Origin of the sequence: Oceanispirochaeta sp. M1 (genome assembly GCF_003346715.1) — a bacterium.
Classification (GTDB): Bacteria; Spirochaetota; Spirochaetia; order DSM-2461; family DSM-2461; genus Oceanispirochaeta.
Window position 1 is genome coordinate 37,161 of sequence record NZ_QQPQ01000011.1, and the last position, 23,698, is coordinate 60,858.

General features: G+C 45.3%; 24 protein-coding genes. 7 read left to right on the forward strand and 17 right to left on the reverse strand.

Annotated features, from left to right (window positions below; genetic code table 11):
• Positions 1-113: 113 nt before the first annotated feature.
• On the forward strand, positions 114-1,040 hold the full coding sequence (locus tag DV872_RS09480) for a DUF1848 domain-containing protein (RefSeq protein ID WP_114629687.1): 927 nt from the start codon (positions 114-116) through the stop codon (positions 1,038-1,040).
• A 4-nt stretch (positions 1,041-1,044) separates the two neighbouring features.
• Here DV872_RS09480 and DV872_RS09485 read toward each other — a convergent pair whose 3' ends face one another.
• On the reverse strand, positions 1,045-2,589 hold the full coding sequence (locus DV872_RS09485; RefSeq protein ID WP_114629688.1) for an SDR family NAD(P)-dependent oxidoreductase: 1,545 nt from the start codon (positions 2,587-2,589) through the stop codon (positions 1,045-1,047).
• Between the two features lie 365 nt (positions 2,590-2,954).
• Between DV872_RS09485 and DV872_RS09490 the strand changes: the two genes are divergently transcribed.
• From DV872_RS09490 to DV872_RS09500, 3 genes are all read left to right on the forward strand, one after another.
• Positions 2,955-3,455, forward strand: coding sequence for a hypothetical protein (locus tag DV872_RS09490; RefSeq protein WP_114629689.1), 501 nt, complete (start codon positions 2,955-2,957; stop codon positions 3,453-3,455).
• Between the two features lie 303 nt (positions 3,456-3,758).
• A complete protein-coding gene (locus tag DV872_RS09495; RefSeq protein WP_114629690.1) occupies positions 3,759-4,412 on the forward strand; it encodes a site-2 protease family protein in 654 nt (217 codons plus the stop codon).
• 495 nt (positions 4,413-4,907) lie between these two features.
• Positions 4,908-5,096: a hypothetical protein gene (locus DV872_RS09500; protein WP_114629691.1), complete on the forward strand. Its 189-nt coding sequence runs from the start codon at positions 4,908-4,910 to the stop codon at positions 5,094-5,096.
• Between the two features lie 34 nt (positions 5,097-5,130).
• On the opposite strand, the gene DV872_RS09505 is transcribed toward DV872_RS09500, so the two are convergent.
• From DV872_RS09505 to DV872_RS09555, 11 genes are read right to left on the reverse strand one after another with little or no spacing between them, the layout of a single operon-like run.
• Positions 5,131-5,577, reverse strand: a complete 447-nt coding sequence (locus tag DV872_RS09505; protein WP_114629692.1) for a PTS sugar transporter subunit IIA — start codon at positions 5,575-5,577, stop codon at positions 5,131-5,133.
• Between the two features lie 20 nt (positions 5,578-5,597).
• Complete coding sequence (locus tag DV872_RS09510; protein WP_114629693.1) at positions 5,598-6,086, reverse strand: universal stress protein; 489 nt, start codon at positions 6,084-6,086, stop codon at positions 5,598-5,600.
• A gap of 21 nt (positions 6,087-6,107) precedes the next feature.
• Positions 6,108-6,740: a V-type ATP synthase subunit D gene (locus DV872_RS09515; protein WP_114629694.1), complete on the reverse strand. Its 633-nt coding sequence runs from the start codon at positions 6,738-6,740 to the stop codon at positions 6,108-6,110.
• The gene (locus tag DV872_RS09520) at positions 6,737-8,170 is read right to left on the reverse strand and encodes a V-type ATP synthase subunit B (protein WP_114629695.1); all 1,434 of its coding nucleotides are present in this window, start codon (positions 8,168-8,170) and stop codon (positions 6,737-6,739) included. The genes DV872_RS09515 and DV872_RS09520 overlap by 4 nt, the downstream gene beginning before the upstream one ends.
• Positions 8,163-9,941, reverse strand: coding sequence for a V-type ATP synthase subunit A (locus DV872_RS09525; RefSeq protein WP_114629696.1), 1,779 nt, complete (start codon positions 9,939-9,941; stop codon positions 8,163-8,165). Before DV872_RS09525 ends, DV872_RS09520 begins: the two co-directional genes overlap by 8 nt.
• A complete protein-coding gene (locus tag DV872_RS09530) occupies positions 9,938-10,591 on the reverse strand; it encodes a V-type ATP synthase subunit E family protein (RefSeq protein ID WP_114629697.1) in 654 nt (217 codons plus the stop codon). The genes DV872_RS09525 and DV872_RS09530 overlap by 4 nt, the downstream gene beginning before the upstream one ends.
• Complete coding sequence (locus tag DV872_RS09535) at positions 10,566-10,871, reverse strand: V-type ATP synthase subunit F (RefSeq protein ID WP_114629698.1); 306 nt, start codon at positions 10,869-10,871, stop codon at positions 10,566-10,568. Before DV872_RS09535 ends, DV872_RS09530 begins: the two co-directional genes overlap by 26 nt.
• Before the next feature lie 9 nt (positions 10,872-10,880).
• Positions 10,881-11,240, reverse strand: coding sequence for an ATP synthase subunit C (locus DV872_RS09540; RefSeq protein WP_233516420.1), 360 nt, complete (start codon positions 11,238-11,240; stop codon positions 10,881-10,883).
• On the reverse strand, positions 11,230-13,284 hold the full coding sequence (locus DV872_RS09545) for a V-type ATP synthase subunit I (protein WP_114629699.1): 2,055 nt from the start codon (positions 13,282-13,284) through the stop codon (positions 11,230-11,232). The genes DV872_RS09540 and DV872_RS09545 overlap by 11 nt, the downstream gene beginning before the upstream one ends.
• A complete protein-coding gene (locus DV872_RS09550; protein WP_114629700.1) occupies positions 13,281-14,333 on the reverse strand; it encodes a V-type ATPase subunit in 1,053 nt (350 codons plus the stop codon). Before DV872_RS09550 ends, DV872_RS09545 begins: the two co-directional genes overlap by 4 nt.
• An 11-nt stretch (positions 14,334-14,344) precedes the next feature.
• Complete coding sequence (locus DV872_RS09555; protein WP_147283139.1) at positions 14,345-14,671, reverse strand: hypothetical protein; 327 nt, start codon at positions 14,669-14,671, stop codon at positions 14,345-14,347.
• Positions 14,672-14,800: 129 nt separating this feature from the next.
• Here DV872_RS09555 and DV872_RS09560 point away from each other — a divergent pair, with 129 nt between their 5' ends.
• Positions 14,801-15,532, forward strand: a complete 732-nt coding sequence (locus DV872_RS09560; protein ID WP_114629702.1) for a GNAT family N-acetyltransferase — start codon at positions 14,801-14,803, stop codon at positions 15,530-15,532.
• Here the strand turns inward: DV872_RS09560 and DV872_RS09565 are convergent.
• A complete protein-coding gene (locus tag DV872_RS09565) occupies positions 15,522-16,292 on the reverse strand; it encodes a hypothetical protein (RefSeq protein WP_114629703.1) in 771 nt (256 codons plus the stop codon). The genes DV872_RS09560 and DV872_RS09565 overlap by 11 nt on opposite strands.
• 247 nt (positions 16,293-16,539) lie before the next feature.
• On the opposite strand from DV872_RS09565, the gene DV872_RS09570 reads away from it, so the two are divergent.
• Positions 16,540-17,283, forward strand: coding sequence for a DNA/RNA non-specific endonuclease (locus DV872_RS09570; protein ID WP_114629704.1), 744 nt, complete (start codon positions 16,540-16,542; stop codon positions 17,281-17,283).
• 80 nt (positions 17,284-17,363) lie between these two features.
• Here DV872_RS09570 and DV872_RS09575 read toward each other — a convergent pair whose 3' ends face one another.
• The 4 genes from DV872_RS09575 to DV872_RS09595 form a co-directional block, all read right to left on the reverse strand.
• A complete protein-coding gene (locus tag DV872_RS09575) occupies positions 17,364-19,373 on the reverse strand; it encodes a methyl-accepting chemotaxis protein (RefSeq protein WP_114629705.1) in 2,010 nt (669 codons plus the stop codon).
• A 327-nt stretch (positions 19,374-19,700) separates the two neighbouring features.
• Entirely contained in the window at positions 19,701-20,864 is a 1,164-nt protein-coding gene (locus DV872_RS09585; protein WP_114629707.1) for a hypothetical protein, read from the reverse strand.
• Positions 20,861-21,481, reverse strand: coding sequence for a hypothetical protein (locus DV872_RS09590; protein WP_114629708.1), 621 nt, complete (start codon positions 21,479-21,481; stop codon positions 20,861-20,863). The genes DV872_RS09585 and DV872_RS09590 overlap by 4 nt, the downstream gene beginning before the upstream one ends.
• 17 nt (positions 21,482-21,498) lie before the next feature.
• A complete protein-coding gene (locus DV872_RS09595) occupies positions 21,499-22,584 on the reverse strand; it encodes a hypothetical protein (RefSeq protein WP_114629709.1) in 1,086 nt (361 codons plus the stop codon).
• Positions 22,585-22,709: 125 nt separating this feature from the next.
• On the opposite strand from DV872_RS09595, the gene DV872_RS09600 reads away from it, so the two are divergent.
• Positions 22,710-23,696, forward strand: coding sequence for a Gfo/Idh/MocA family protein (locus DV872_RS09600; RefSeq protein ID WP_114629710.1), 987 nt, complete (start codon positions 22,710-22,712; stop codon positions 23,694-23,696).
• The last annotated feature ends 2 nt before the right edge of the window (positions 23,697-23,698 follow it).

Here is a 23,698-nt window from a genome sequence, read left to right on the forward strand (position 1 = left end):
CCCAGTGGTGTGGGCCCTCTTAAAGCAGGAGATAAAATTGAAATTGATAAGATGTCTGAAAAACCGGGTGGTTCAGGAACGAATCTAATGCATTTTTCATTTAGAGCAAAGTCATGATTCTCAATATTGGGAACAGAACAGATATTCCTGCCTACTACAGTGAGTGGTTTTATAATCGCCTGGAAGAGGGGACTGTCTGTGTCAGAAATCCCTATGTTCCGAGCCTGGTCACGAGGTATCAGCTGAATCCTGATTTGGTGGATATATTAGTTTTCGGAACTAAGAATCCGGCTCCCATGCTGCCTGGTCTGAATAAACTGAAAGACTTTCAGCAGCAATGGTTTATCAGTATTACCCCCTACGGAAGGGATATTGAACTGGGGGTTCCCCCTTATCCAGAAGTCATTGAAAGCGCCGGAAATCTGAGTGCTCAGCTGGGGAAGAAGGCTGTGGTCTGGCGCTACGATCCTGTATTTATCGGCAGGCGCTATGATCTTGATTTTTATCTTAAAAGCTTTGAGTATATGGCCTCTTCATTAGAAGGGATCTGTGAGGTATGTGTTATCAGCTTCGTGGATCTGTATAAAAAGACCCTGCGGAATTTTCCTGATGTGAAAGAAGTCTCCCGGGAGGATCAGCATTTTCTTGCTAAGCATTTTGTGAGGATTGCCGGCAGCTACGGCATGAAGGTGAAAAGCTGCGCGGAAAGCAGGGAACTTGATGCCTATGGAGTAGACAGCAGCGGCTGTTTTATGAAAAAAGATCTGCAGGATCTGACAGGGCTTGAGTATGTAATCCCTAAAAGGAAATCTAAGAGAGAGTCCTGTGATTGTCTCCTGGAGAACGAAATAGGTGCCTACAATTCATGCCCCCATGGCTGCCTGTATTGCTATGCAAATTATAGTAAGGGGGAAGTGGTAAAGAACCGGAAGGATCATGACCCCGGGTCTCCCTTGCTAATCGGGCATCTGAAGCCTGAAGATGAGATCAGAGATGCTGTGCAAAAGAGTTATCTTGATAGTCAGATGAGTCTGTTTTAAAAGATTACCAGTCTATGGGGAAATAGTCTTTCAGAAACTTACCACACCAGTGTTTGCCGGTATTTATGCCGTCAAAGAAAGGGTCACAGATTCTGGCTGCCCCGTCTACAATGTCCAGAGGCGGCTGGAAGTCATGAAGATCTTCTTTGAGTTTAGAAAGCTGAGCAGGATCTTCATCAGTAACCCATCCGGTATCTACAGCGTTCATATATATACCCTCATCAGCCAGCTCTCTAGCCGAAGTGTGGGTAAGCATATTGAGAGCAGCCTTGGCCATATTGGTATGGGGATGACGAGCTTTCTTCTTAAATCTGTAAAATTTCCCTTCCATGGCCGTTACATTAACAATATGCTTTTGTCCCGTGTTGTCTCTTTTCATCATAGTGGAGAGTCTGTTACACAGAACAAAAGGGGCTACCGCATTAACAAGCTGGATCTCAAGCATCTCTGCTGTCTGAATCTCACCAAGTTTAAGGCGCCAGCTGTTTGTTTTGCGAAGATCAACCTGTTGGAGATCCACATCAAGTTTCCCTTCAGGAAATACTTCTTCCACACTGTGATTCTCATCATGTGTATAGGGTATCTGAGAAAGAAGAGCCGAGTCTCTCAGACCCATGGCGGGTTTGTTTCCATTCCATGAAACTGGCATGGATGTATCCTGTTTTGCCCAGTGGAAGGAATCAAGTTTTTTTATACAGTCCTGAAAATTCATCATAAGGGACTGAGCCTCTGCAGGTAGTTCCTGGATTGGTTTTTTCTCATTTTCCATCAGGTGTGTATAGAATCCGGGAGGCCTTCGTACAGTCTGGGCTGCATTGTTGATCAGTATATCCAGACGGCTGTAGGTTTCCTCAATATGGCTGCAGAACATCTCGACACTGGGTGTATGTCTAAGATCCAAGCCATATATATGGAGGCGATCACCCCATTCTTTGTATCCCGGTTCTTTGGCATAGCGCAGAGCTGAATCAGCGGGGAAGCGGGTTGTGGCTATTACTGTTGCTCCAGCCCTCAGCATCATCAGAGTTGCCTGATATCCGATTTTAAGTCGGGAACCTGTAATCAGAGCTACCTGACCGCTTAAGTCAGCACTCTGAAATCTTTTCTGGTAATTAAATTCCGCACAGCTGGGGCACATGGAATCATAGAAAGAGTGAAGAGCCGTAAATTCAGCCTTACAGACATAACAGTTTCTGGGAGAGTGGAGTTTCCGGTCTTCTTTGGTATCGTCCGGATTCTCACAGAGCTGCAGCTGAGCAGGTGCTGTAAATACATCCGCTTCTCTTGCCAGGCGTATTCCGGTGGAGGCTCTGGCTTTTCTCTCTTCTTTGACAATCTTCTGCCTTTCCATTTTTCGGATCAGCTTGGTTCTATGCTTTCTTTGCAGGCTGTCGGGCTTGGAGACGATTCCCGCAGCCTTCATAAGTTCAATTCTCTGCTCATCAGGTAGAAGAGCAAACTGATCATTGTTTTGGGCCAGAGAAGAGAGAACCTCAATGCATTTGTCGATATCTTCTTTAGTAATGTTACTGTCTGTCTCTGGAGCCATTTTTAATCCTTATTCTGATGCAGGGGGAATCGTTTGAGGATTATATCAGGAATACAGTCTTTGCTCAGTCATCAAAAGGGGTTATTTCAACATATTAAGTTAAGTTTTTTCTTTAAAAGGGGCTGATTGTGATATCACATATGATATCGCTTTTAGGAAGTCCAGCATGCCTGGGATTGTGATATCACATATGATATCAGTTTTAAGGACCTTCATTTGCCGTGCCCAGACAGGTAAAGGGGGCGGTTTTTATTGGAGCGGGCTTTTTTATTGGAGCGATCTTTTTTATCTGCATGTGTGCCATAGAATGACATATTCACCTCCTATGCTGTATTTATATCATCCAAGGAGGTCAGTAAAATAATATGACTCAAATTTTCAACTTTAAGGAACGCCGGGCAGATCAAACTCTTGATTCCTGGCTGGAAAAGAGCTCCCCCTACAAAAGAAATCGGGATAACCCTGACAGTTCTTATGAGATTCCCCCCTTTCCTCAGATACTTCAGGATAATTGCATCTGCTCAGAAGAGGAGAAGGATAGTCTCAGACCCCTTATAGACTTTATCCTTAAGCTCCATGAAACAACGGCCCGTATAGGTCTTCCTGGTATATATGATGAGTATGAACCCGATGATATTCCGGATATCTTTCTAAAACATGCATTGAATCTTACACTGGATGGATTCAGGGCTTCTTCCCTGGAGAGACTTTTAAACTTTAAGATTCAGAAAGCCAGAACCAGGGGAGTTGCACTTCTCAGAAAGATGATTATCCGGGATGGTTGTCTGAGCCTTTTAAAAGGGAATACTCCACTGGAAGCGAGGCTTCATCTTCTTTGTCTGCTTCATAATGTATGTACGTTTTGATATGATCACCATCATTTTATTGAGTCCTCAGGATGTGGAATATGTTGTGAAAAAATGGGAGGATAAAGGGTTGGAGCCTACCCAGGTGATTGATGGAGTCACTCATTGGAAGGATCTTTGTGTCTGAGTTATCCGGGAGACCGACGATGGTCTGTTCTCTAATACATTCATGCAGTTGGCTAAAAAAGGCAGATTGATTTGCTGATTGAAGGATTGAGTCTATTTCTTTTTATTTGAAGAGCAGCATGAATTGGTTTCACTCTGTAGAAATCCTGCTATAATCAGGATCAAGTGAGGTCATAAATGCTGTTCAGTCTGTCTATTACGGAATTGATTTTTCTGGTTCCCATCCTGTTGATGAGCCTGGCGGTTCATGAGTTTTTTCACGGTTGGGTCTCTTCTCTACAGGGAGATCCTGTTCCCCGTCTGGAAGGGAGGCTGACCCTCAATCCCTTTAAGCATCTTGATCTCTGGGGAACCCTGATGCTCCTCACAGTAGGTTTCGGTTGGGCAAAGCCGGTGCATATTGATATTGAGAGCTATAAAAAGAAATATCCGGGTCTGGTACTGACCTCACTGGCAGGACCTTTTTCAAATCTGCTGATAGCCATCCTCTTTACACTCCTTCTCAGGTTTGTTTATCTCAATGATGCTTTAGATTTTATGAGAACCCAAGCCGTAGTGACAGTTATCCAGTATGTTCTGATTATCAATATTCTCCTTTTTCTCTTCAATTTGATTCCTATTCCTCCATTGGACGGCTCCAGAGTTGTAACGGCAATATTCAATAAAAAGACTGGGTTTGTTACATCTTACAATCGCTGGGGAGTTTATATCCTTCTTGCAATTCTCCTGATCAACAGAACTCTGGATGTGGAGATTCTCCCTATCAGCAGGATGATGGGCGGAGTATTAAGGGTTATGTTTGCTCTGATTATCCCGGAGATGTCGGCTTAGTCATTCAGATTCTTCAAATAAAATAAATATCAAATATCTCAATATGCATGCCGTACTATGACATATAAGGTCTGTATCCTATACAAAGTAAGGAGAAAAAAAAGCTTTGTATAATCTGATATTAACTCTTGGTGTTTATTCTTTTATGATGGTTTCAGCGGCAGTTCTATTGACAATAATTATATATAGACAGGAACGATGGATAACTGAGACTGTTTTATCCCGGTTTAATAATTTTCCTATCAGCATCTTTCACAGGGATTTGGAAGCTGTGTATACAACACATTTATTACGCCCTGTATCCTTGGCTGCATACAATGCACTGTCTCTATATTAAATCCGCTTCTCAGCTCCATAGGTCGATTTTACCAGTAATCGGGGTAAATCCCAGTTCTTTAGGATCAATAGTCTTAAAATCAAGGTTTATTCACTATTGGCACAGTCTTTGCATAATTACTTTCTGAATGATTTTATATTTGTAAGGAAAATAAAGTGATGAATGAATCAGATGTTTCAGAAAAACAAACTATAGACATGGAAGATAATGAGAGACTTGTGAGAGGTATAGCTGCCCTGGGTTTGGCATCTCTTTTTTCGGGAGCTCTCAGCGCCTCTCTGGTTTATCCTCCCGATCCTTCAGAATCTGATAAAAATGATGAAGAGATAATCACTGAGACTGAATGATTACTGCTGAACTTATTGCACTGGGAATGCCGGACTATTCCTGAAAGAGCTCCAGGACTTCTGCGGCATTTTCCGAGTGGATCAGAGTCCTCATAAAGGCGGCTGAGCGGGTGAGTCTTGCCACTTCGGAGAGGGCTTCAATGTGTTGTCCGGCTTTATTTGAGGGGGCAAGAATCATAAAGAAAACCTTAGCATCCTCTCCGTCCAGAGATTCGAAATCTATCCCGTCCGGGGAGATGCCGATGGCCAGGGTCATCTCTGAAACTGCATCTGTTTTAGCATGGGGAATGGCGATGCCTTCTCCCAGTCCGGTACTGCCCTGATCTTCCCGGCTGCTGACAGCCTGGTAGATAGTGTCGGCATCTTCTATCTTTCCTGCGTCTTTGAGCATGTCTATCATTTCATGGAGCAGATCGTTTTTCCTCCTGCTTTCAAGAGGAACCTTTATGCAGTCTTCGGATATCAGTTCAAGTATACTCATGTCATTTTCCTTTAAATATATTATACGAGAGATTCGTACTGGGACCAAATAAGGTCCTCGTCTTTTGCTATCAGTACAGAGCAGGATACAGAGCGCATGGCCCTTTCCACTTCGTTGTAGAACTCATCTCTACGGCTCTGAATCTTGGACAGTTCACCGATAATCAGAAGGTCTGCATCCAGGTCTTCCACAAGATGTTTTATCTCCGAATGGATGGCTCCGTTTTTCTGGTACAGTTCCACTGCCTGACCTTTTTTATGGGACAGTTCCTTTACATGGTCCAGATATTTCTGGGCATCATTTTCAAGGTCTTCCTGGTATTCCTGTTCTTCCGAGGCAATAAAGATCCGGGATTTGACCAGGTCGTTCAGAGCTCTTGTATTAACAACATAGACGGCACTTAATTTTGCACCCGTTTTTTTTGCAAGGCAGACAGCATATTCCGCCGCCGTGACCGATTCTTCGCTTCCGTCTACATAAACCAGAATGTTTTGTATTGGTCCTGCCATTTTTTCTGTCCTTTCCCTAGGTTAAGGGTTCATCCTTTTACTTTCAAGTCTACTTTTAACACGCTTCATAAGAATGAGCATGTCCCGTTCATTTTCTTCCAGTCTATTCTGAATATGAGCCACTGTCTCCTCAAGATCGGGGATGGCAATTTTCTCCAGAGCATTAACCTTGCGGATTGTCTTTTTGACCTCCCTCGCCAGACGCATGATGGATATCTTGAGTTCAGCCAGTTTCCCCGTCATCTCCAGGGCTTTCCGGAAATCATCTACCGCCATATCAACGTGATAGCTGTTTCCGGTGGGGGAGTACCAGGGGGCCTCTCCACTGTATTCGGTTTGAACGACCGGGAGGGATACGCCCATCACCTTTCTCTGGCTCAGCTTCACTTCTGATTCCACTCTTATGGCACTGGATAGTGTCAAAAGACGACGTTTACCCATATCCAGGGCAGCATCCTCAAGAGAGCTGAAGGCCGTGGTCAGTGTTTTATCGGCTTTCTCCTGGAAATCCACTGCCTGATCCACCAGATTGAGAAGCTCCATCACAAGGATGTTCCTCTTTTGATCCAGCAGCTCATGTCCCAGACTGGCAAACTTCAGTTCGTTTTTAAGAGCCATGAGGTTTGTCTTGGTGGGGGCCGTGTTCTTTCTCATTTGATTCCGGCCTCGGGTGTTTTGGCGGCAATCGTACCGTAATATTCGTCTATCTCTTCTTCGGTGACTCTGTGCAGCTCTTCTGCAGGCAGAAGGCTCAGGGCTTCCCATCCTCTGTCCAGGGTCTCTTCTATGCTTCTGTCTTCATCGGATCTCTGGTTGATGAATTTCTTCTCAAAGTGTTCTCCAAAGTCCATATACTGGTGATCCAGGGGAGTGAGTTCCTCTTCTCCGATAACCGAGGCCAGGTTCCGTACATCCTTTACATAGCTGTAGGCGGCAAAGAGCTGGCTGGCCAGATGAGGATGGTCTTCCCGGGTCATTCCAACTCCAATTCCGTCCTTCATCAGACGGGAGAGGGAGGGAAGTCCGGCCACAGGGGGGTAGAGTCCTCTGGCATGCATGTCCCGTTCAAATACAATCTGTCCCTCGGTTATATATCCCGAGAGGTCGGGAATGGGATGGGATATATCGTCATTGGGCATGGTCAGGATGGGGAGCTGTGTGATGGAGCCCTTGAATCCCTTGAGCATTCCAGATCTTTCATAGAGTTCTGCCAGGTCTGAATAGAGATATCCGGGATATCCTTTTCTTGAGGGTATTTCACCGCGCAGTGTTGAGATCTCTCTCAGTGATTCGCAGTAGTTTGACATATCCGTCATCACCACAAGCACATGCATCCCTTCGTCAAAGGCGAGGTGTTCTGCCAGTGTGAGGGCACTTCGGGGTGTGATGATTCTTTCAATTGAAGGGTCATCAGCCAGGGAGAGGAAGAGGGCAACTTTTTCCAGTACACCCGATTTTTCAAAGGAGTCGATAAAATAACGTGCCACATCGTGCTTGACACCCATGGCGGCAAAGACCACCGCAAAGTCCGTATCCTGACCCTTAACCTTGGCCTGTCTTGTGATCTGGGCTGCCAGCTCATTATGGGGGAGTCCGTTGCCCGAAAATATGGGGAGTTTCTGACCGCGGATCAGTGTGTTCATCCCATCAATGACAGAGATTCCAGTCTGTATGAAATTTCTGGGATACTCTCTGGCTACAGGATTAATAGGCCTGCCGTTTACATCTGTCTGTCTGACGGCCCGGGGAGCGGCACCCCCATCTATGGGCTGGCCAAGTCCGTTAAATACACGGCCCAGCATCTTCTTACTGACACCCAGAGTCTGGGGTTCTCCCTTGAAGCTGACCCGGGTATCGGGCATATTCAGACCCGAGGTTCCTGCAAATACCTGGACTACGGTTACTTCATCAGAGGTATCCAATACGGTTCCCAGACGGATATTTCCCTGACGGTCCCGGATCTCCACCAGTTCTCTGTAACCCACAGGATGGGTGTTTTTCACAAAGACCAGGGGGCCTTCTATCTGATCCACTCCTACATATTCTCTGGCGCTTAAGAGCTTTTTCTTCAGATCCTTATCCATAGATAGCCCCCAGACGATCCAGTGAGCGTTCCAGTTTTGCTTCCAGACGGTCGAATTTCTCAACCTTGTCATTGGCAATTGTCAGTTTCATCTTGATGATCTCCTGGAGTACCTTCATTCTTCTGAGTTTTACAATGGTTACACCCCGGCGGATAGCTTCGTTTCCTCTTCTCCAGTAGCAGAGAATTATTGCCAGCATGCGCATCTGTTTCTCGGCTGTGGAATAACGGTCAATGTCGTCAAAGGCATTCTGCTGCAGAAAGGCATTCTTAAAAACTGTACAGACTTCGATGATAAACCTCTGGCTGTCGGGGAGGGCATCGGGGCCAACCAGTTTTACGATCTGCTGCAGACGTACCTCTTTATGCAGAAGTTCGAGGATCTCTCTGCGATCCTCGGCCCAGGCGGGACCGACCCTCTCTTCCCACCAGGGGCTGATATCATTCAGGTATTCACTGTAACTGTCCAGCCAGCCGATTGCGGGATAGTGACGGGCATTGGCCAGCTGCCGGTCCAGTCCCCAGAAACAGCGGACAAAACGTCTTGTATGCTGGGTAACGGGCTCAGAAAAGTCGCCTCCCGGAGGAGACACAGCACCGATGATGGATACGGAGCCCTCTCTGCCCGACAGGGTCTCCATATAACCGGCTCTTTCGTAGAATTCGGCGATTCGAGTAGGCAGATAGGCGGGGAATCCCTCTTCTGCAGGCATCTCTTCCATTCTTCCTGAGAGTTCCCTGAGGGCCTCGGCCCAGCGGGATGTGGAGTCGGCCATAATAGCCACATGGTAACCCTGGTCTCTGTAGTATTCTGCGATGCTGATCCCCGTATAGATGCTGGCTTCTCTTGCGGAAACCGGCATATTGGAGGTGTTGGCAATCAGAATGGTTCTCTCCATCAGACTTCGTCCGGTTGAGGGATCTATAAGCTCGGGAAACTCGTTGAGAACATCGGTCATCTCGTTGCCCCGCTCCCCGCATCCTATGTAGACAATAATATCCGCATCGCACCACTTGGCGATGGCATGCTGGGTCATGGTTTTACCCGTGCCGAATCCTCCGGGGATGGCCACAGTTCCGCCCTTGGCAAGGGGAAAGAGGGTGTCTATGACTCTCTGTCCGGTAATAAGGGGGATGTTAAGGGGCTTGCGTTCCGCAGTGGGGCGGGGTTTTCTGATAGGCCAGTTCTGCACCATTGTAAGGTCTGTCGCTTTCTGATCAGCTGTATCGCCTTCAATCGTCACGATCTTATGAGTGACTTTATAGGAGCCTGCCGCCGCAATGCTGCGGATCTTCCCATTGATTCCGGGAGGAATCAATATGCGGTGTTCAATCCTCTGGGTCTCCTGCACAGTTCCTATAATCTGTCCCTGACTTACAAAATCACCTTCATGTACCAGAGGGGTAAAGTCCCAGACCTTTTCTATATCCAGGGAAGAGTAGCTCAGTCCTTTTTCAATAAACACACCTGACTGGGCGAAGAGGGACTCCAGGGGACGCTGGATTCCATCATAGATTGTTCCCATGAGTCCGGGGCCCAGGCTTACGCTCAGGGATTCTCCCGATCCATAAATATTGTCTCCCGGTGCTACACCGGTTGTATCTTCATATACCTGTATTACGGCTTTATCTCCGTGAAGTTTGATTACTTCACCTACTAGTCTCTGTTCGCCCACAAAGATCATCTCCATCATCAGGGCATCGGAAATATTTGAGGCTTCTATAACGGGGCCGTTTACTCTTTTGACCCTGCCGGCTATACGTTCGCTCATAAGTTCTCCTCATCATGAAGCCGGGCATCGATGAGTTCTCTGATTTCATCTTCATAGCGGAGCATTCGGGCGCTGAAGCTGTTTCGGAAAGCCCAGCGTCCACTGCTGTCCGTAATTTCTACACCCCGTTCAGGGAGTACTGCTGCAGAGGAGAAGACAAAACCGTGATCTATGCCGAAGCGTTTCTTCAGTTCCTCTTTTACCTCTTTCAGAAAGCGGTCGTCCATCAGATTTCTCTCCAATGAGCCGCCGTTGATAATAAAATCACCCTCTTCAGAGCTCTCGATCAGCCCAAGAGCCGCTTCCAGGACAAACCCTTTAAGGAGGGTTCTGTAGGAATCGGACTCATTAAGGCCTTTCAGCCTTATTTTAACCCTGTTCTGTACTTCACTATAGAGTTTCGATGAGTTCTTGAGTTCCTGTCTGCTCTGCAGAAGACTGAGACTGGAGCCGCTGTTCTTCTTTACTTCCTTACTATGGGCAAGGGCCTTTTTGTCGGCTTCATTGAGGATTTTTGCTGCCTTTTCACGGGCGCTGTCTACTGTTTCTTCCGCCCGGCTGTCCGCTGTTTCCAGTATGGTTCGGGCTTCGGATTCTGCGGACTGCAGAATGCTCCTCAGGAGTTCAGAGCTTGATTCCGATTGCTTCATTTACAAGTTCTTTTAAAGATGGTTTCCCTTCCACCCGGCCCATACGGTCAGGAATCTCCAGGATAAGGGGAAACTGTCTGGTGAACACAAAACTGTCAACCAGGGGTCTAACTAATTCCGCCAGTCTTTCGTTGATGAGGATTATGCCTATGTCGGCATTTTCCATGGCTTCACTGAGGGCCTGTTCAGCTTCCTCTGCGGTTGTCACCTGCCGTCCTCTTACTCCGACCATGCCGAATCCGAGAACAGTATCTTCATCACCGATAACGAAATATTTCATAAAAATCCTTCAGATTTTACCGAGAATCATCAGGGCCGTAATAAACCCGAAGACAACGATACCTTCGGCCAGAGCAACGAATATCAGGGCCTGCCCTGCAATCTCGGGTTTTTCACCTATGGCACCCATGGCGGCAGAACCTACATGGCTGATGGCAATTCCCGCACCGATGGCTGCTGCCGCAAAGGCCAGAGCGGCAGCCATGAGTCCAAAGGACTGAACCTGGTATGATGCTGCGGCTGCTTCCTGAGGCTGGGCCTCTTCGGCACTCAGGTTCTGGAGTCCTACAAGGCCGAGAATCAGGAACATAGCCGTTATTACGACCACCCGGGCTGACAGATGCAGGGATAATTTCTGCTTAAGATTCACTACTACCTCCTAAACGGGATTTTAAAGATATAGGCTCATAGGCCCGTCCCGTTCCGTTGAAATATTTGGAAAAAAATTCATAATAATTCAACCTGAGGGACTGAATTCCTGCAGACAGTCCTTCAAGTGCTATTACCAGTGCATTGCCCAGAAGAAGGATTAATACTCCCCCTGCCGGTGGGGCCATATCGGCCATCTGAAAAAAGGCGGTCATCAGGCTGACATGTGCAATCCCGAGACCCGCAACTCTCATAAAGGAGAGTGTATTGGCAAGGTAGCCCGAGAATATCTCCAGCAGCTCCACCATCCATTCCATAAAAAGGTTCATCAATGATGAGGGCTTGAGTGAGAAGTGATGACCCTCCAGAATATGTTCTACAGGTTCCTTGAAAAGGAGGAGAAGCGCCGGCAGTCCCAGACCTAATGTCAGTACAGTGGAAGAGGGTAAGGTTTTGTAAGCGTTTTCTACAAAGACAAAAGCAGTATAGACACCGGCGGCATACATCCAGGCCCCCAGAATTCCGGCCTTATTGAAAATAAGCCTGACCCAGTCTTTTTTCCGGATGCAGTTGATGATATTTAGGACAATTCCCAGACCCAGAACGGCAATTCCAAACCAGATTGTGATGAGCAGAATGTCATAGATATTGTTTATTGCTTCATGGCCGCTGGAATGTCCTGCAACAACCGCATGATAGTTAAACCAGAGAGGGGGAAACCAGGAGTATCCGAAGTAGGAACCGAAGAGTACTCCCGCAGCAACCGCAGCTCCGCCGCAGTAGATAATGAGGGTATACAGGTTCTTAGGTTCTTTTCCCTGCTTTCTATCCTTGATAATCATCCCCAGACCGGCCAGGATAAGTATCAGTCCGTGTCCTGCATCTCCGAACATCAGACCGAACATCGCCAGATAGCTGACTGCAACCAGAGGAGTGGGATCAATTGTCCCGTAGGCAGGGGTCCCGAAATTTTTGACAAGCATTTCAAAGGGCCTGAAGGCTCTGGGATTCTTCATCTCCACGGGGGGAGTCAGACGCCCCTCTGTTGTCTTATCTACCCAGACCGTATCATGCCAGTCCAGAAGACAGTGACCTTCTGCAGCCTCCTTGACTCTTTTATCCAGTTCTTCTCTGTGTTCTTCGGGTACCCAGCCGTTAAAAAGAATACAGCTTTCCGAGGAGGAGAAGTATGACTGAATCTTAAGATAAAGTTCTCTGATGTGCAGGTCGGACCAGGTGGACTGAAGCCACTCGATTTTACCTCTTATATATTCCCTGGATTTCTCCTTGATTTCATCCTGTGACTTTTTCAGTGCGCCTACTCTGATATCAACATCACCGGAGGCTCTGTTATTGGCTTTGTCACTGTTCAGACTGGCGGCAGCTTCGGGAGGCAGGGGGCCTTTGATCCAGGAGGCGGATTCAAGACGCTTCTGTATCTCACTCTGGTCCTTCTTCATCCCCATGATGATGCAGTGGCTTCTTTTATTCTGAGAAACAGTTTCAATTACCACAGTTGTCAGGGAAGAGAGGGAATCCTGCAGACCCTGAAGCATTTTACTCTCAACACTCCCTGTCTCCAGAAAGAGAAAGGAGTACCCTGAAACACCTTTTTCGGCTCTTTCAATAAGGGCCTTTTCATCTCCAAAGAGGTCTACCTGTCTTTTCATATCCAGAAGTCTGTTGATTTCTGATTGTATCTCCTGCTGTTTATCCCTGAATCCCTGCTGTTCATTTGAAAGGGCATCCAGCATTTTTTCTATTTTATCCAGGGAGTCATTACTACTCGCCTCAATTTCATCTCCCATCACAGGAAGGAGGTCGGCGGACCTCAGTAAAGTTTCAATCCTGAGTCGGCTTTCGGCCATGCGTGCGGCTGATTCGTTGACTTCAAGACTCTGAAGTCTCTGATCACGCAAAAAAGGGATTTCTTCTGTTTTAATAAAATCCATCACACCCATCTGCAGCAGTACAGTGGTTACACTGTCCATATGAGCACGGGTCACCACAGCTGTAAGGTGATTCATCTTTGAGCTCAGAATCATGATTTTTCTCCCCTTCCCATGCTTTGTGATTTGTACTGTATGGCGTTAAGCAGACTTACCAGGCGCTGGCACTCTCTTCCTTTGCGGATAAAGTAGATCAGCATTATTCCAATATTAAAGGGAGATCCCCGGAGAAGCTTCTCAGATTCTTTTTTTTCAATTTCTGTAAATATGGCTTCCATCATCTCCATCTTCTGAGAGGGATTACTTCCTTCACTTAGCAGGAGCGTACCCATGCTCCCATAGGAAGAGAGAGTCCTTTCAAGTATCTTTTCTTCAGAGGTCTTCATGGTGGCTTTGGCTGAAACTAACGATCTTCCACCTTCAATCATATCATTGAGAATCTTATCCAGGGGAAGGGTTTCAGCCATTCTGACCAGATGAAGCATATTCTCAAAGTCAATTTCCATACTGGTCATATTCCGGATGATGCTTTTGTCTGGTTCAGGAAAAAGTTCACTGTATGCAAGAATTTTTCTGAAACGGAGCCTGTCGAGATCCCGTTCCAGATCATAGAGTCTGTTCAGAGCTTCACGGCGTTCCAGATAGCGCTCAAAAACTGCTTTATATAAATCCAAAGTGCAGAGATAGGCATAAAGTTCCTCTTCATTTCTGCAGGCAAGAAGGGTCTCAGGGTCAATATTTGAGAGGACCTTGATGCGGATCATATAAGGGGTCAGTGCGGAGATATCTCTCTTGCGTATCCTGCTGTCAAACCAGAGTCTGATCCAGTCTTTTAATATTTCTATATCAAACCTGATCAATAAGATATCCAGAAATCCAGAAAGGAGTTCATCCGTATTTTTTTTCAGTTCCATGTAGAAACTTATCTCTTTTTTTCTCAGTTCCTTCTCCGCCATTTTTAAATCACCCGTCTGTTCATATATGGTTTCCATCATTCCGTAGGGGGTCGGTTTGAGCATCAGCATAGCTTCATTCAGGTTGGGTCTGTCTTCAAGTTTCTGTAAAAAACTTTCTTTCAGAAGGAAGTCCATTCTTGTCTTGAGTTTGGCATTGATGAAGCTGTAGCGGTTTAAGTATTTAGACATGGGATCAGAACCTACACCTTCTCATATTCGGGAGTGATCAGCAGTTTGAATACATCTTCAGCAGCAAGGTCCAGAAGTTCTGTTTTTTCACTGAGCAGATTGTTCTGTTTCTCTTCCAGTTCCACAACCACAGATTTTTTCTTATCTTCAAGTTCCTGTCTGGTTTTTTCGGCAGATTCTCTTTGAAGAACAAGTGCTTCCTGCCGGGCATTCTTTACTATTTCTTCTGATTTTTTGTCGGCTTCCTGCTGTACATCCCGCACTTTATCACGGGCAGCTTCAACGATGTCTTTGGCTTTCTGTTCGGTTTCAAGAAGTAGATCTATTACATTGCTCATGGTAGCTATATTGTACAGCGTGTCTGTTTCAAAAGAAAGCAAAATTACTTTGTTGATTCCCTCTTCAGGATTTTATTTTTGAAAATAGTTGTAAGCCTCTGATTCTATGGTATAAGCTGAATATCTCTTATGTCTGAAATTTTTAAACTTGATGAAAAGGATCTGGGTAAAAGGGGAGTCCTTGATTTTATCCATAATCATGATGAGTCTCATTTATACTGGAGTGATGACTGGTCTCCCTCCTTTTACAGCCGCCTGGCCTATGAAGGAATGATCTCTATCACCTATCCTCTGGAGGATGGACGCTCTGTCCTCCTGCCGGAAATGCAGAGGTCCTATGCCGTGTTGGACTGGAAGAATCTGCATATGTCCAGACAGGTGAAAAAACTTCTTCCCCAGGTTGAGTCCGGAGTCTTTAAACTGTCAATCAATAGTGATTTTGAGCAGGTTCTGGGAAAGATTATGTCTTATCATAATCCCTGCTGGCTGACTGATAAGTATGCGGATATTCTACGGACTCTGAATAAAAGGGAGTGTCCCCTGGCATGTAAAGCTATTTCTGTGGAGCTTTATGATTTTGATGGATCTCTTCTGGCCGGGGAACTGGGATATCGGATCGGAAGCATCTACACAAGTCTCAGCGGATTCTCTGAAAGAGATAAGGGGCCCAGGGGCAGCGGTACACTTCAATTGTTTCTACTGGCCCGTCTTCTGGAGGAGAAGGGCTTTGCATTCTGGAACCTGGGACATCCCAATATGGAGTACAAAACCAGGATCGGTGCGGAGAATCTTAGACGCCCGGAATTCCTCGAGCGTTGGAAGCAGTATAGGGACGCCAGTCCTGATTCTTTTATTCTTTAATATTTTTTATCAATAAGTCTCTGCTGTTCTGCAGCCGGATAAAGAGGGATGCATCACCCCCGGAATCGGGATGATAGCTGCGGCTCAGCTTTCTATAAGATTTATTAACAGTCTCTTTTGACGGGAAGCCCAGGGGATTCAAAGAGGGTCTTATCCGGAGAAACAGAGAGGCTGAAACCTTTTCCCGGCTCTTTGAAAATACGGGATACTTCAGACTGAGAGATTCAAAATATCCATCCAGTATCTCTGTCCACTCGCTTTCAGAAATCTTAAGTATCTCACGAGATCTTTTCATACTGCCGGGATAGATTTTTTTTCCCCATATCTGCCGTGTTCCACCGGGGCTTATACTCTCCTCCAATTCGGCCAGGAAGCGCAGTACTTTTCGTTTTTCTCTTGGAAGTTTTTTCATCTGGACCAGTATGTATTTTTCCCGCTCTTCTATTTTCTTCAGTCTCTCAGCGAGGTAATCCTTTTTTATTGTGATAAAGAGAGGGAAGAACGGGTCCTGTGGTACTTTGTATGTTCGGTAGAGATTGGGCAGGTTTTCCACTGTGATAATCGCTTTATCCAGGAGGCGGTAACACTGTCTGTTTATCTTCAGTTTCTGCAGTTTTTCAGATGCCAGATAGTGATTGATCATCAGTTCATAATGAGGGTGTTTTCTTATTGTTTTAGGCTGACGGTTTAAAAGCCGGTTCAGGCTGAGCTTCGTTTTTCTACTGCGTCGTCGCTTCCCGTGGGAATAAACTGATCTCATTCTCTCTATTATCCTGTTTATTCTTAAAAAAAAACAGTTCTTAAATCAGCTGTATTTCTCAGCAAGGGATCGAATCGGCAGCTCCCCGGCGGGTCCGGCGGCGTGGAACAAGCCGGAGAATACCCGCAGGGACAGGAGCTAGAGTGGAGAGCCCGGCCCTGGAGCCGGTATTCCGGCATCAGGGTGCTGCCGAGTAATTCACTAAGAAGAACTTTGATAAAACTCAGATTCGGGGTATTTTGTTTTTATGAATTGGAAAATCAGTACATTTTTGCTTTTGATCACTGGTGGATTTTTGTCTGCCCAGTCCCAGTCTCTCGAGATTCCTTTTGTAACGAATCCTGATGCTGTGGTGGAGAGGGAATTTTATACTCTTCAATATAATGAGGCTTTTGAGCAGGCCGACTGGGTTGCCTATGAGCTGACCCTGGAAGAGGTCGAGGGTCAGGTAGACCGTAAGGATGCTTTTCGCTCTGATCCGGAAGTGAGCACAGCTTCGGCGAGTTTGAAGGATTACAAGGGCTCGGGTTATGACAGGGGGCATCTGGCTCCTGCGGCGGATATGAAGATGACGGCCCAGTCCATGGCGGACTCCTTTTATATGAGTAATATGAGCCCCCAGAGTCCCAGTTTGAACCGGGGTATCTGGAAGGAGCTTGAGGGGAAGGTTCGTAAATGGGCTGTGGAGAATAAGGCTGTCTATATTGTGACAGGGCCGGTTCTTACCGAAGATTCCTATCCTGTGATAGGGCCCAATAGGGTCGCTGTACCCGATTATTACTACAAGGTGATTCTTGATTATAGAGAACCAGAATTAAAGGGCATTGCCTTTATTCTTCCCAATAGAAGACGGGAGGGGGATCTTGAAGAGTTTGCCCTGACCATAGATGAGGCTGAAGAGGCGACGGGACTGGATTTTTTTCCTCTGCTCCCTGATGATGCCGAAGCTGAAATTGAAAGCACTTTGAATCTCTCATTGTGGGGATTTTAGAAATTGTTATAAATAAAAGGCCCCGGACCATCACACTGATCCGGGGCAAAAGATTTCAAGACCGAAAAATAATTTGAAAATTAAAATTCTTCAAAGTCGGCCTCAGCCATTTCTGACTCTTCGATTCCCGCGCTCAAAGTAGCGGTTGGAGTTATTCTCTGCCTGGGGGTCTCGGGATAGGAGGAAGTCCCGGAGACGACGGCAGGCTTTGTTTCAGGTAAATATTCAATAACATTCTGTTTCTTATGAGTTTCAGATTTCATGCCTTTAAGCTTAAAAAATCCGATGGTTGATTTCATTGAGGTGGCCTGTGACAGGAGTTCTTCCGACATTGAAGCAAGTTCCTCACTGGCAGATGCATTCTGCTGAATTACTGTATCCAGCTGGACTATTGCTCCATTTATCTGGCCGGCACCCTGGTTCTGTTCTTTACTGGACATGGAAATCTCTTCTACCAGGTCTGCTGTTTTCTGCATTGAGGGGACAATTTCCTGAATCTTCTTTTGTGCGGCTATTGCTCTGTGAACACTGTTATTAGATATCTCGGTAATTTCTTTGGCAGCAGTACCGCTTGATTCGGCAAGTTTGCGGACTTCAGAGGCTACAACGGCAAATCCCCTACCTGCTTCCCCGGCCCTTGCGGCTTCAATGGCGGCATTTAGTGCCAGCATGTTTGTGCTGCGGGCAATATCTTCGATAACAAAGATCTTTTCGGCAATATTTTTCATGGCTGTTACAGTTTCAGCTACGGCATCACTGCCTTCCTGTGATTCTGCAGATACCTGTTTTGCCATTATGTTGGACTGCTGTGCATTATCCATATTCTGCTGAATATTGGAGTTAAGCTCTTCGATGGATGCAGATACTTCTTCCATATTGGAAGCCTGTTTATTGGTTCCTGAAGATATTTCCTGTGAAGAGAGAGAGACCTGTTCACTTCCGGATGCCACCTGATCTGCTGCTGATACAATATCGGTGACAATGACTGTCAGATGATCGGTCATATCCTTCATGGTCTGATAGACTCCCGTCAGTTTTCTTTCGGGGAAATCCATGGTCAGATCACCTTCGGAAATCCTTGTACAGACGTCTACTATTTCATGAGGTTCTCCACCCAGCTGAAATGTTATGGACCTGGTCAAAATGACAGCAATAAAGATTCCAATTGCTGCAGAGATTATGGAGAGAATTATTGCAAGTGTAGTATCTTGAGTTGTTACTTTTTTAATAACCTCACTAACTCCATCTCGAACTTCTCTTGCATCGGACATAACAAGGGTTGCTTCTTCTCTTTGGCTTTTTTGAATCAGGATCTGTTCTGCTTGAAGATCTCTGTAAAAGAAAACATCCTTCTGGTATTCATCAATTAGTTTCAGGCTGTCGTCCAGGTATTGAAGCATCGTTATATCATTAAAAATTGATTGCGCCTGAGTCAGTAAAGTTCTAACAATTTCAATCTCTTTATCCCATCCACTGGAATAGAGGTCTTTATCATCCTGGGTTATGGAACGTTGATACCGATAGGCGTTGATGCGAAATCTATTTGTTGCATTCCTTATTTCTTGAAGACCAATGAGTCTTTTGGCATCCACAACAGTAATTGTACCTGAGCGATTATTTTCAAAAAGTCTTGTTTCTTCATAATTGATAATAAGTTTAATATATTCAAGGATTTTGAAGGCTGCATCAGCTCTTCGAACACCTGCTTCATTGATTTGTTTTTGCTTTGTTAAAAAATCAACATTATGGCTTTCATATGATTTCATAGCAGCAATAAGATCTTGAGTAAGTTTTTTATTCTCTTCACTCAACATCAGGTTCTCAGCTTCCAGAGCCTGGCTGATAACATTGGATGATTCCTCAGATGCTGTAACCATATATGATTCATCTTTGTCAATGATATAGCGCAATGATGCTGTCTGTGCATCCTGTGCATCTACAAGACATCTGTTTGCCAGAGCACTGATTTCATTCTGGTAGTTGATCTGCTTTATTCCACGGATACCCATATAACCGATAATTATGGTAAAAAGAATCAGTAATATGAAACTACCCAGTAATTTTGTTCGTACTTTCATTTGTTCTGCCATTTTTCCCCCAGTGATTAAAGAGCAATATTCTGGATCTTCCTATCTTATTAAATGAATAATTGTTTTTGCAGTATCATATCTGATGTAACCGTTACATTTGCTTTAATTTCTGATCCCCGGGAAATCAGCTTGGGAATAGGTTATCATTTTTATTGGGAGTTCTGGCCGAATGGGTTTTCAACATATGCGTTATATCTTTCTGCTGAGGAACTGCAGAAAAAATTGAATAATGATTCAGTCGATAGAATTCTGAACAAACCTTTTACTGAGAATGAGATTCTCAAGATGATTGGCGAACTGTTATGACCTTCAGGCTGTATTTGTCTCTCAGTACTCTACATCGAGCCTGATAAAGGCAGCTCCACCGGAGTTTCGAACCGTATCAAAAGCTCCTGAAAACCAACCTTCATTTCCTTCCTTGTGATCTGAGTAGCCGAAGTACAGATTCAGGTAATTAAAATGTCCGGAGATACCGGCTTCATAGATAAAATCAGGACTGTTCGCAAGCCTTATTCCCCCGAGTGCCAGTATTGAACCAATGTATTCTGTTATCATCAGCTCCGTATCCCATCCCAGATTCATCTCCTTTCTGTCCAGAAAGAATCCATTGAAAGAAAGATTGCTGTTCAGACCGTGGAGAAGCTTGAAATCAAATCCAGCCGCCAGGGCATAGCGCAAATGATCTTTACCCGAATTGCTTTCGTTTAATCCGTACTCTATTCTTTCACTGAGCTTCAGTTTTATATTGTCAGAGGGCTTGGAACTCCAATAGGAACTCAGGCCGAAAACTGAAAGCACAGAACCCTGCAGAGAGGCATCGCTGTTGCTGTAGCTGTCCCAGTAGACTTCAGTCCACCAGGAATCGCTGCGCCATGAGAGAGCCGTCAGTATATCAGCCTTTTCCGAGAGAGCTCCGTTTATTCCTTTCCATACGGTATTGCTGCTCCCCAGGGCGGGGTTGAAGGCAGCAGTAAGATAAAGATCTTTCCATACAGCCAAATCACTCTGGAATACGACTCCTCTGATCCCGGCCAGCCGGTAGTTTTCAAAATCAAATGCCGTCCACTCCTCATGGAGGACTCCCCCTGCATTATATCCTCCCAGAATTGACAGGTCCGGGGCTCCTTCAATTCCAATTTCATCCAGGATGTTGGAGCGGATATAGCTTTTATCGAAGATTTCACTGTGGGACATGCCATAACGCTGATCCAGTACTGTTCCAAAGAGGATACCACCCACAGATTCTGACCAGTTGTCCAGCTTGAGACGGGCGTGGAGTTCCGTATAATCGGTCCAGTGAAGGGTGCCCTCAAATTCGAATGTATCGATAATATTCTGTTCCAGATGGAGATTGTTGAATTTCATTGTGTCGCTGAAACGAACGCGATACTCATAGGGTGATTCTTCGGCAGAGAGATATACAGGCAGAAGAAGGGCGGTTGTAATCAGTAGAAGTACAGAGAATGATCTGTGGAATGTTTTGCATTTCATTCTTTGTTCCTTCTGTTTCTTTTAACTCTCCCGGATTCAAATTCAAATCCCGCACTGATTCCTGCGCTCACACTATAGCCAGTATCGTGGTCTGAAAAATGCAGCATATCTATTATGTTCCAGTTGAATCCGGTCATCATGCCCAGCATCAGTTTTGGATTGATTCTGGCCTTCAGTCTGAGTTCTGTCCCTATTCCGAGGGGGGCAAACTGCAGGCTGCTGTATCCCGCACCTTTGAGATTGATAAAGCCGGCCTGAAGTCCCAGAGAGGGTTCAAATATCATTATTTCACCCATGGGAAATGACCATACAGGACCTGCCAGCAGATGTATGGAGGCAGGGTTACTGTAATAGTCGTAGGATATATCAGTACTGCCGTTTTCACTCAGAACTACGGGGATACCGGCTGTCACTGAAAAGTTCAGATCCAGAGCTCCGTCACGGAAAAAACTTGCATTGATTCCCGGTCCATGAAATCTGTAACCAGTCTCTGCATCATTTCTCATAAAATCTTGAAGGTAAATCGGGCTGATCGTAAACTGATCCCCTGCCTTTGCCTGAACTGTCACAATCAGGGAGAAGAAAAGAATTAAGAGGGGTAATTGTTTTATTTTCATGTTCATTTTCCTGCTGCTCATGGTGTCATCGGAATTGACGGGATTGTAGAGAAATCCAGTATTCCAGGATTAGCATTATCAAAAGGAATACTTTGAGCCTCCCCTCCGTCGATACTCAGAAGGTAGGTCCCTGAAGCAGCAACTGTGTTTTCAACATAGATGTCATTATAATCTATGCTGCAGTTCCAGAGCTGTGAACTTCCTTCCATAGTAAAATCAACTATTCCCGATAGAGGACCGCTTCCCGACATACTGGCTACACTGACATATTCTCCGTTCAGCCGGAAAGGTTTCAGGTCACAGGCATCGTTATAATAAAAAGTTGTAGTTGCTTTCAATGTCTGTTTTAGCTGCAGGGCCATATAATGAGATCCATCTTCAGTATTCATAAGGCTGCTGAAATCAGTCTTTGTCGTATACTTCAGCATATCAGTTCCTCCGAAACCGGGTATTCTGCTTTGGGGAGCGAATATTCCGCTTATCTGATAAATCTTGTGTATATTGACCGACTTCTGCATCTCATTTTGATCAGTCCTCATGATATTATCAATGGTAATATCCATTCGCTGGAATATATAACTGTCTGTTCCATCACTGAAGGAAACTGTCTTTGCTCCGGCAGAATTATCTTTAATAAATCCGCTGTAACTGAGACTCTCATCAAGTTCTGATTCACTTTGAGAGCTGTCGGTAACTATGCCGCCTCCTGTGTCCTTGAAAGAGAGAGAATACATCTTGTTCAGGTCAAATGTTACATTCGAAAGGGAAATTGTATAACTGCCCTGAAGTACCTGAATATCCAGCCTGGGAACTGAGCTCACCGGCAACTCTGCATCCATGACTCTTATTATGGATAGAGAACCGAAATCATTCCCTGTAAGAACTTCGCCTTCCATGATAAGTATTTCTATTCCCTTACCGCCATCAAAGGATCTGAGAAAGGGAATTCCCCCGTCTGCTTCTATATCAATCCAGCTGGAACTGTCCAGCTTTTCACCTATTCCGGCATAGGGACTGTTGCAGGCTACTGTAAAAGTCATTGCTGTCAGACCCAGAATCAGGGGTAGAATTCTGAGTGAGAATAGTTTTAATCTGTATTCCATTGTCTAAATATAAATTAATAATAAGAATGCTCCAATAGAAATATTCTTCTTTCTCCATTCACTGCAACATGGATGTTTTCAGGTATTATGATATGCTATGATTCCTTGAAATTCAGGAGGAAATTATGAAACTAGCCATCATCGGATGCGGAATTATTACTCAGGAAGCACATGTCCCGGCTCTTCTTAAGTTAAAAGATAAAATAGAGATAAAAGCTTTATGCAATCATAGCCTGCCCAAGGCGGAAAAAACTGCCGCACTCCTGGGAAGACCGGAATTGAAAATATATACAGACTGGAAAGAGATGATATCCACTGAGAATGAGATAGACACAGTTCTTGTCTCCCTTCCCATTCCTCTCAACTATCCTGTAAGCAAAGCTTGTGTGGAGGCAGGATTCAATGTGTTCTGTGAAAAACCGGCTGCTCTGAATTCGGCGGAAGCTGAGTTGACCCTTGGACTCAATCAGGAGGGGGGTGCTCTTTTCCGAACGGCTGAAAACTTCCATTACAGAGCTTCAATTTTCAAAGCTCAAGAGATGATTAAGGCGGGCATCATAGGTCAGATCCATTCAATGCAGTGGAATCTGCTTCAATTTATGCAGGTGGATAATAAGTTTAATAAGACCCAATGGCGGGCTAACAATGAGTATCCCGGAGGATATGTCATGGATGGTGGCGTTCATTTTGTTCATAATCTGCAGCAGATCGCCGGTGCTGTTACAAAGGTTTTTGCCCGTACAGCTTCGGTCAATTCTTTATTGGGAACCATGGATACGGGCTTTGCAGTTCTGACTCATGATTCCGGTGTTATCAGTTCCATCAATATGGGCTGGCAGCACTGTCATGGAGATGAGGCCTTGAAGGTTTTTGGAACAGAGGGATCTCTATCAATAAGTGACGGTCTGATTACTCTCCGTAGACCCGATGCTTCGCTTCAGGAATTTTCCCTGGATAGGGATGATACATTCTTTGATGAGTGGCAGGATTTTGTTGATTCTCTTGCAGCCGGTACAACACCTCAGCTCAGGCAGGAAGATGCAGTACGTGATGTAAAGATTATTGAGGCCATGATTGAATCCGACAGGGAGGGGAGAGAGGTTCTCCTCTGATT

Excerpts from the sequence above, each read along its gene's own strand:
- DV872_RS09480 (WP_114629687.1), top strand. The coding sequence starts at position 114 with ATGATTCTCAATATTGGGAACAGAACAGATATTCCTGCCTACTACAGT.
- DV872_RS09485 (WP_114629688.1), bottom strand. The coding sequence starts at position 2,589 with ATGGCTCCAGAGACAGACAGTAACATTACTAAAGAAGATATCGACAAA.
- DV872_RS09490 (WP_114629689.1), top strand. The coding sequence starts at position 2,955 with ATGACTCAAATTTTCAACTTTAAGGAACGCCGGGCAGATCAAACTCTT.
- DV872_RS09495 (WP_114629690.1), top strand. The coding sequence starts at position 3,759 with ATGCTGTTCAGTCTGTCTATTACGGAATTGATTTTTCTGGTTCCCATC.
- DV872_RS09500 (WP_114629691.1), top strand. The coding sequence starts at position 4,908 with ATGAATGAATCAGATGTTTCAGAAAAACAAACTATAGACATGGAAGAT.
- DV872_RS09505 (WP_114629692.1), bottom strand. The coding sequence starts at position 5,577 with ATGAGTATACTTGAACTGATATCCGAAGACTGCATAAAGGTTCCTCTT.
- DV872_RS09510 (WP_114629693.1), bottom strand. The coding sequence starts at position 6,086 with ATGGCAGGACCAATACAAAACATTCTGGTTTATGTAGACGGAAGCGAA.
- DV872_RS09515 (WP_114629694.1), bottom strand. The coding sequence starts at position 6,740 with ATGAGAAAGAACACGGCCCCCACCAAGACAAACCTCATGGCTCTTAAA.
- DV872_RS09520 (WP_114629695.1), bottom strand. The coding sequence starts at position 8,170 with ATGGATAAGGATCTGAAGAAAAAGCTCTTAAGCGCCAGAGAATATGTA.
- DV872_RS09525 (WP_114629696.1), bottom strand. The coding sequence starts at position 9,941 with ATGAGCGAACGTATAGCCGGCAGGGTCAAAAGAGTAAACGGCCCCGTT.
- DV872_RS09530 (WP_114629697.1), bottom strand. The coding sequence starts at position 10,591 with ATGAAGCAATCGGAATCAAGCTCTGAACTCCTGAGGAGCATTCTGCAG.
- DV872_RS09535 (WP_114629698.1), bottom strand. The coding sequence starts at position 10,871 with ATGAAATATTTCGTTATCGGTGATGAAGATACTGTTCTCGGATTCGGC.
- DV872_RS09545 (WP_114629699.1), bottom strand. The coding sequence starts at position 13,284 with ATGATTCTGAGCTCAAAGATGAATCACCTTACAGCTGTGGTGACCCGT.
- DV872_RS09550 (WP_114629700.1), bottom strand. The coding sequence starts at position 14,333 with ATGTCTAAATACTTAAACCGCTACAGCTTCATCAATGCCAAACTCAAG.
- DV872_RS09555 (WP_147283139.1), bottom strand. The coding sequence starts at position 14,671 with ATGAGCAATGTAATAGATCTACTTCTTGAAACCGAACAGAAAGCCAAA.
- DV872_RS09560 (WP_114629702.1), top strand. The coding sequence starts at position 14,801 with ATGTCTGAAATTTTTAAACTTGATGAAAAGGATCTGGGTAAAAGGGGA.
- DV872_RS09565 (WP_114629703.1), bottom strand. The coding sequence starts at position 16,292 with ATGAGATCAGTTTATTCCCACGGGAAGCGACGACGCAGTAGAAAAACG.
- DV872_RS09570 (WP_114629704.1), top strand. The coding sequence starts at position 16,540 with ATGAATTGGAAAATCAGTACATTTTTGCTTTTGATCACTGGTGGATTT.
- DV872_RS09575 (WP_114629705.1), bottom strand. The coding sequence starts at position 19,373 with ATGGCAGAACAAATGAAAGTACGAACAAAATTACTGGGTAGTTTCATA.
- DV872_RS09585 (WP_114629707.1), bottom strand. The coding sequence starts at position 20,864 with ATGAAATGCAAAACATTCCACAGATCATTCTCTGTACTTCTACTGATT.
- DV872_RS09590 (WP_114629708.1), bottom strand. The coding sequence starts at position 21,481 with ATGAAAATAAAACAATTACCCCTCTTAATTCTTTTCTTCTCCCTGATT.
- DV872_RS09595 (WP_114629709.1), bottom strand. The coding sequence starts at position 22,584 with ATGGAATACAGATTAAAACTATTCTCACTCAGAATTCTACCCCTGATT.
- DV872_RS09600 (WP_114629710.1), top strand. The coding sequence starts at position 22,710 with ATGAAACTAGCCATCATCGGATGCGGAATTATTACTCAGGAAGCACAT.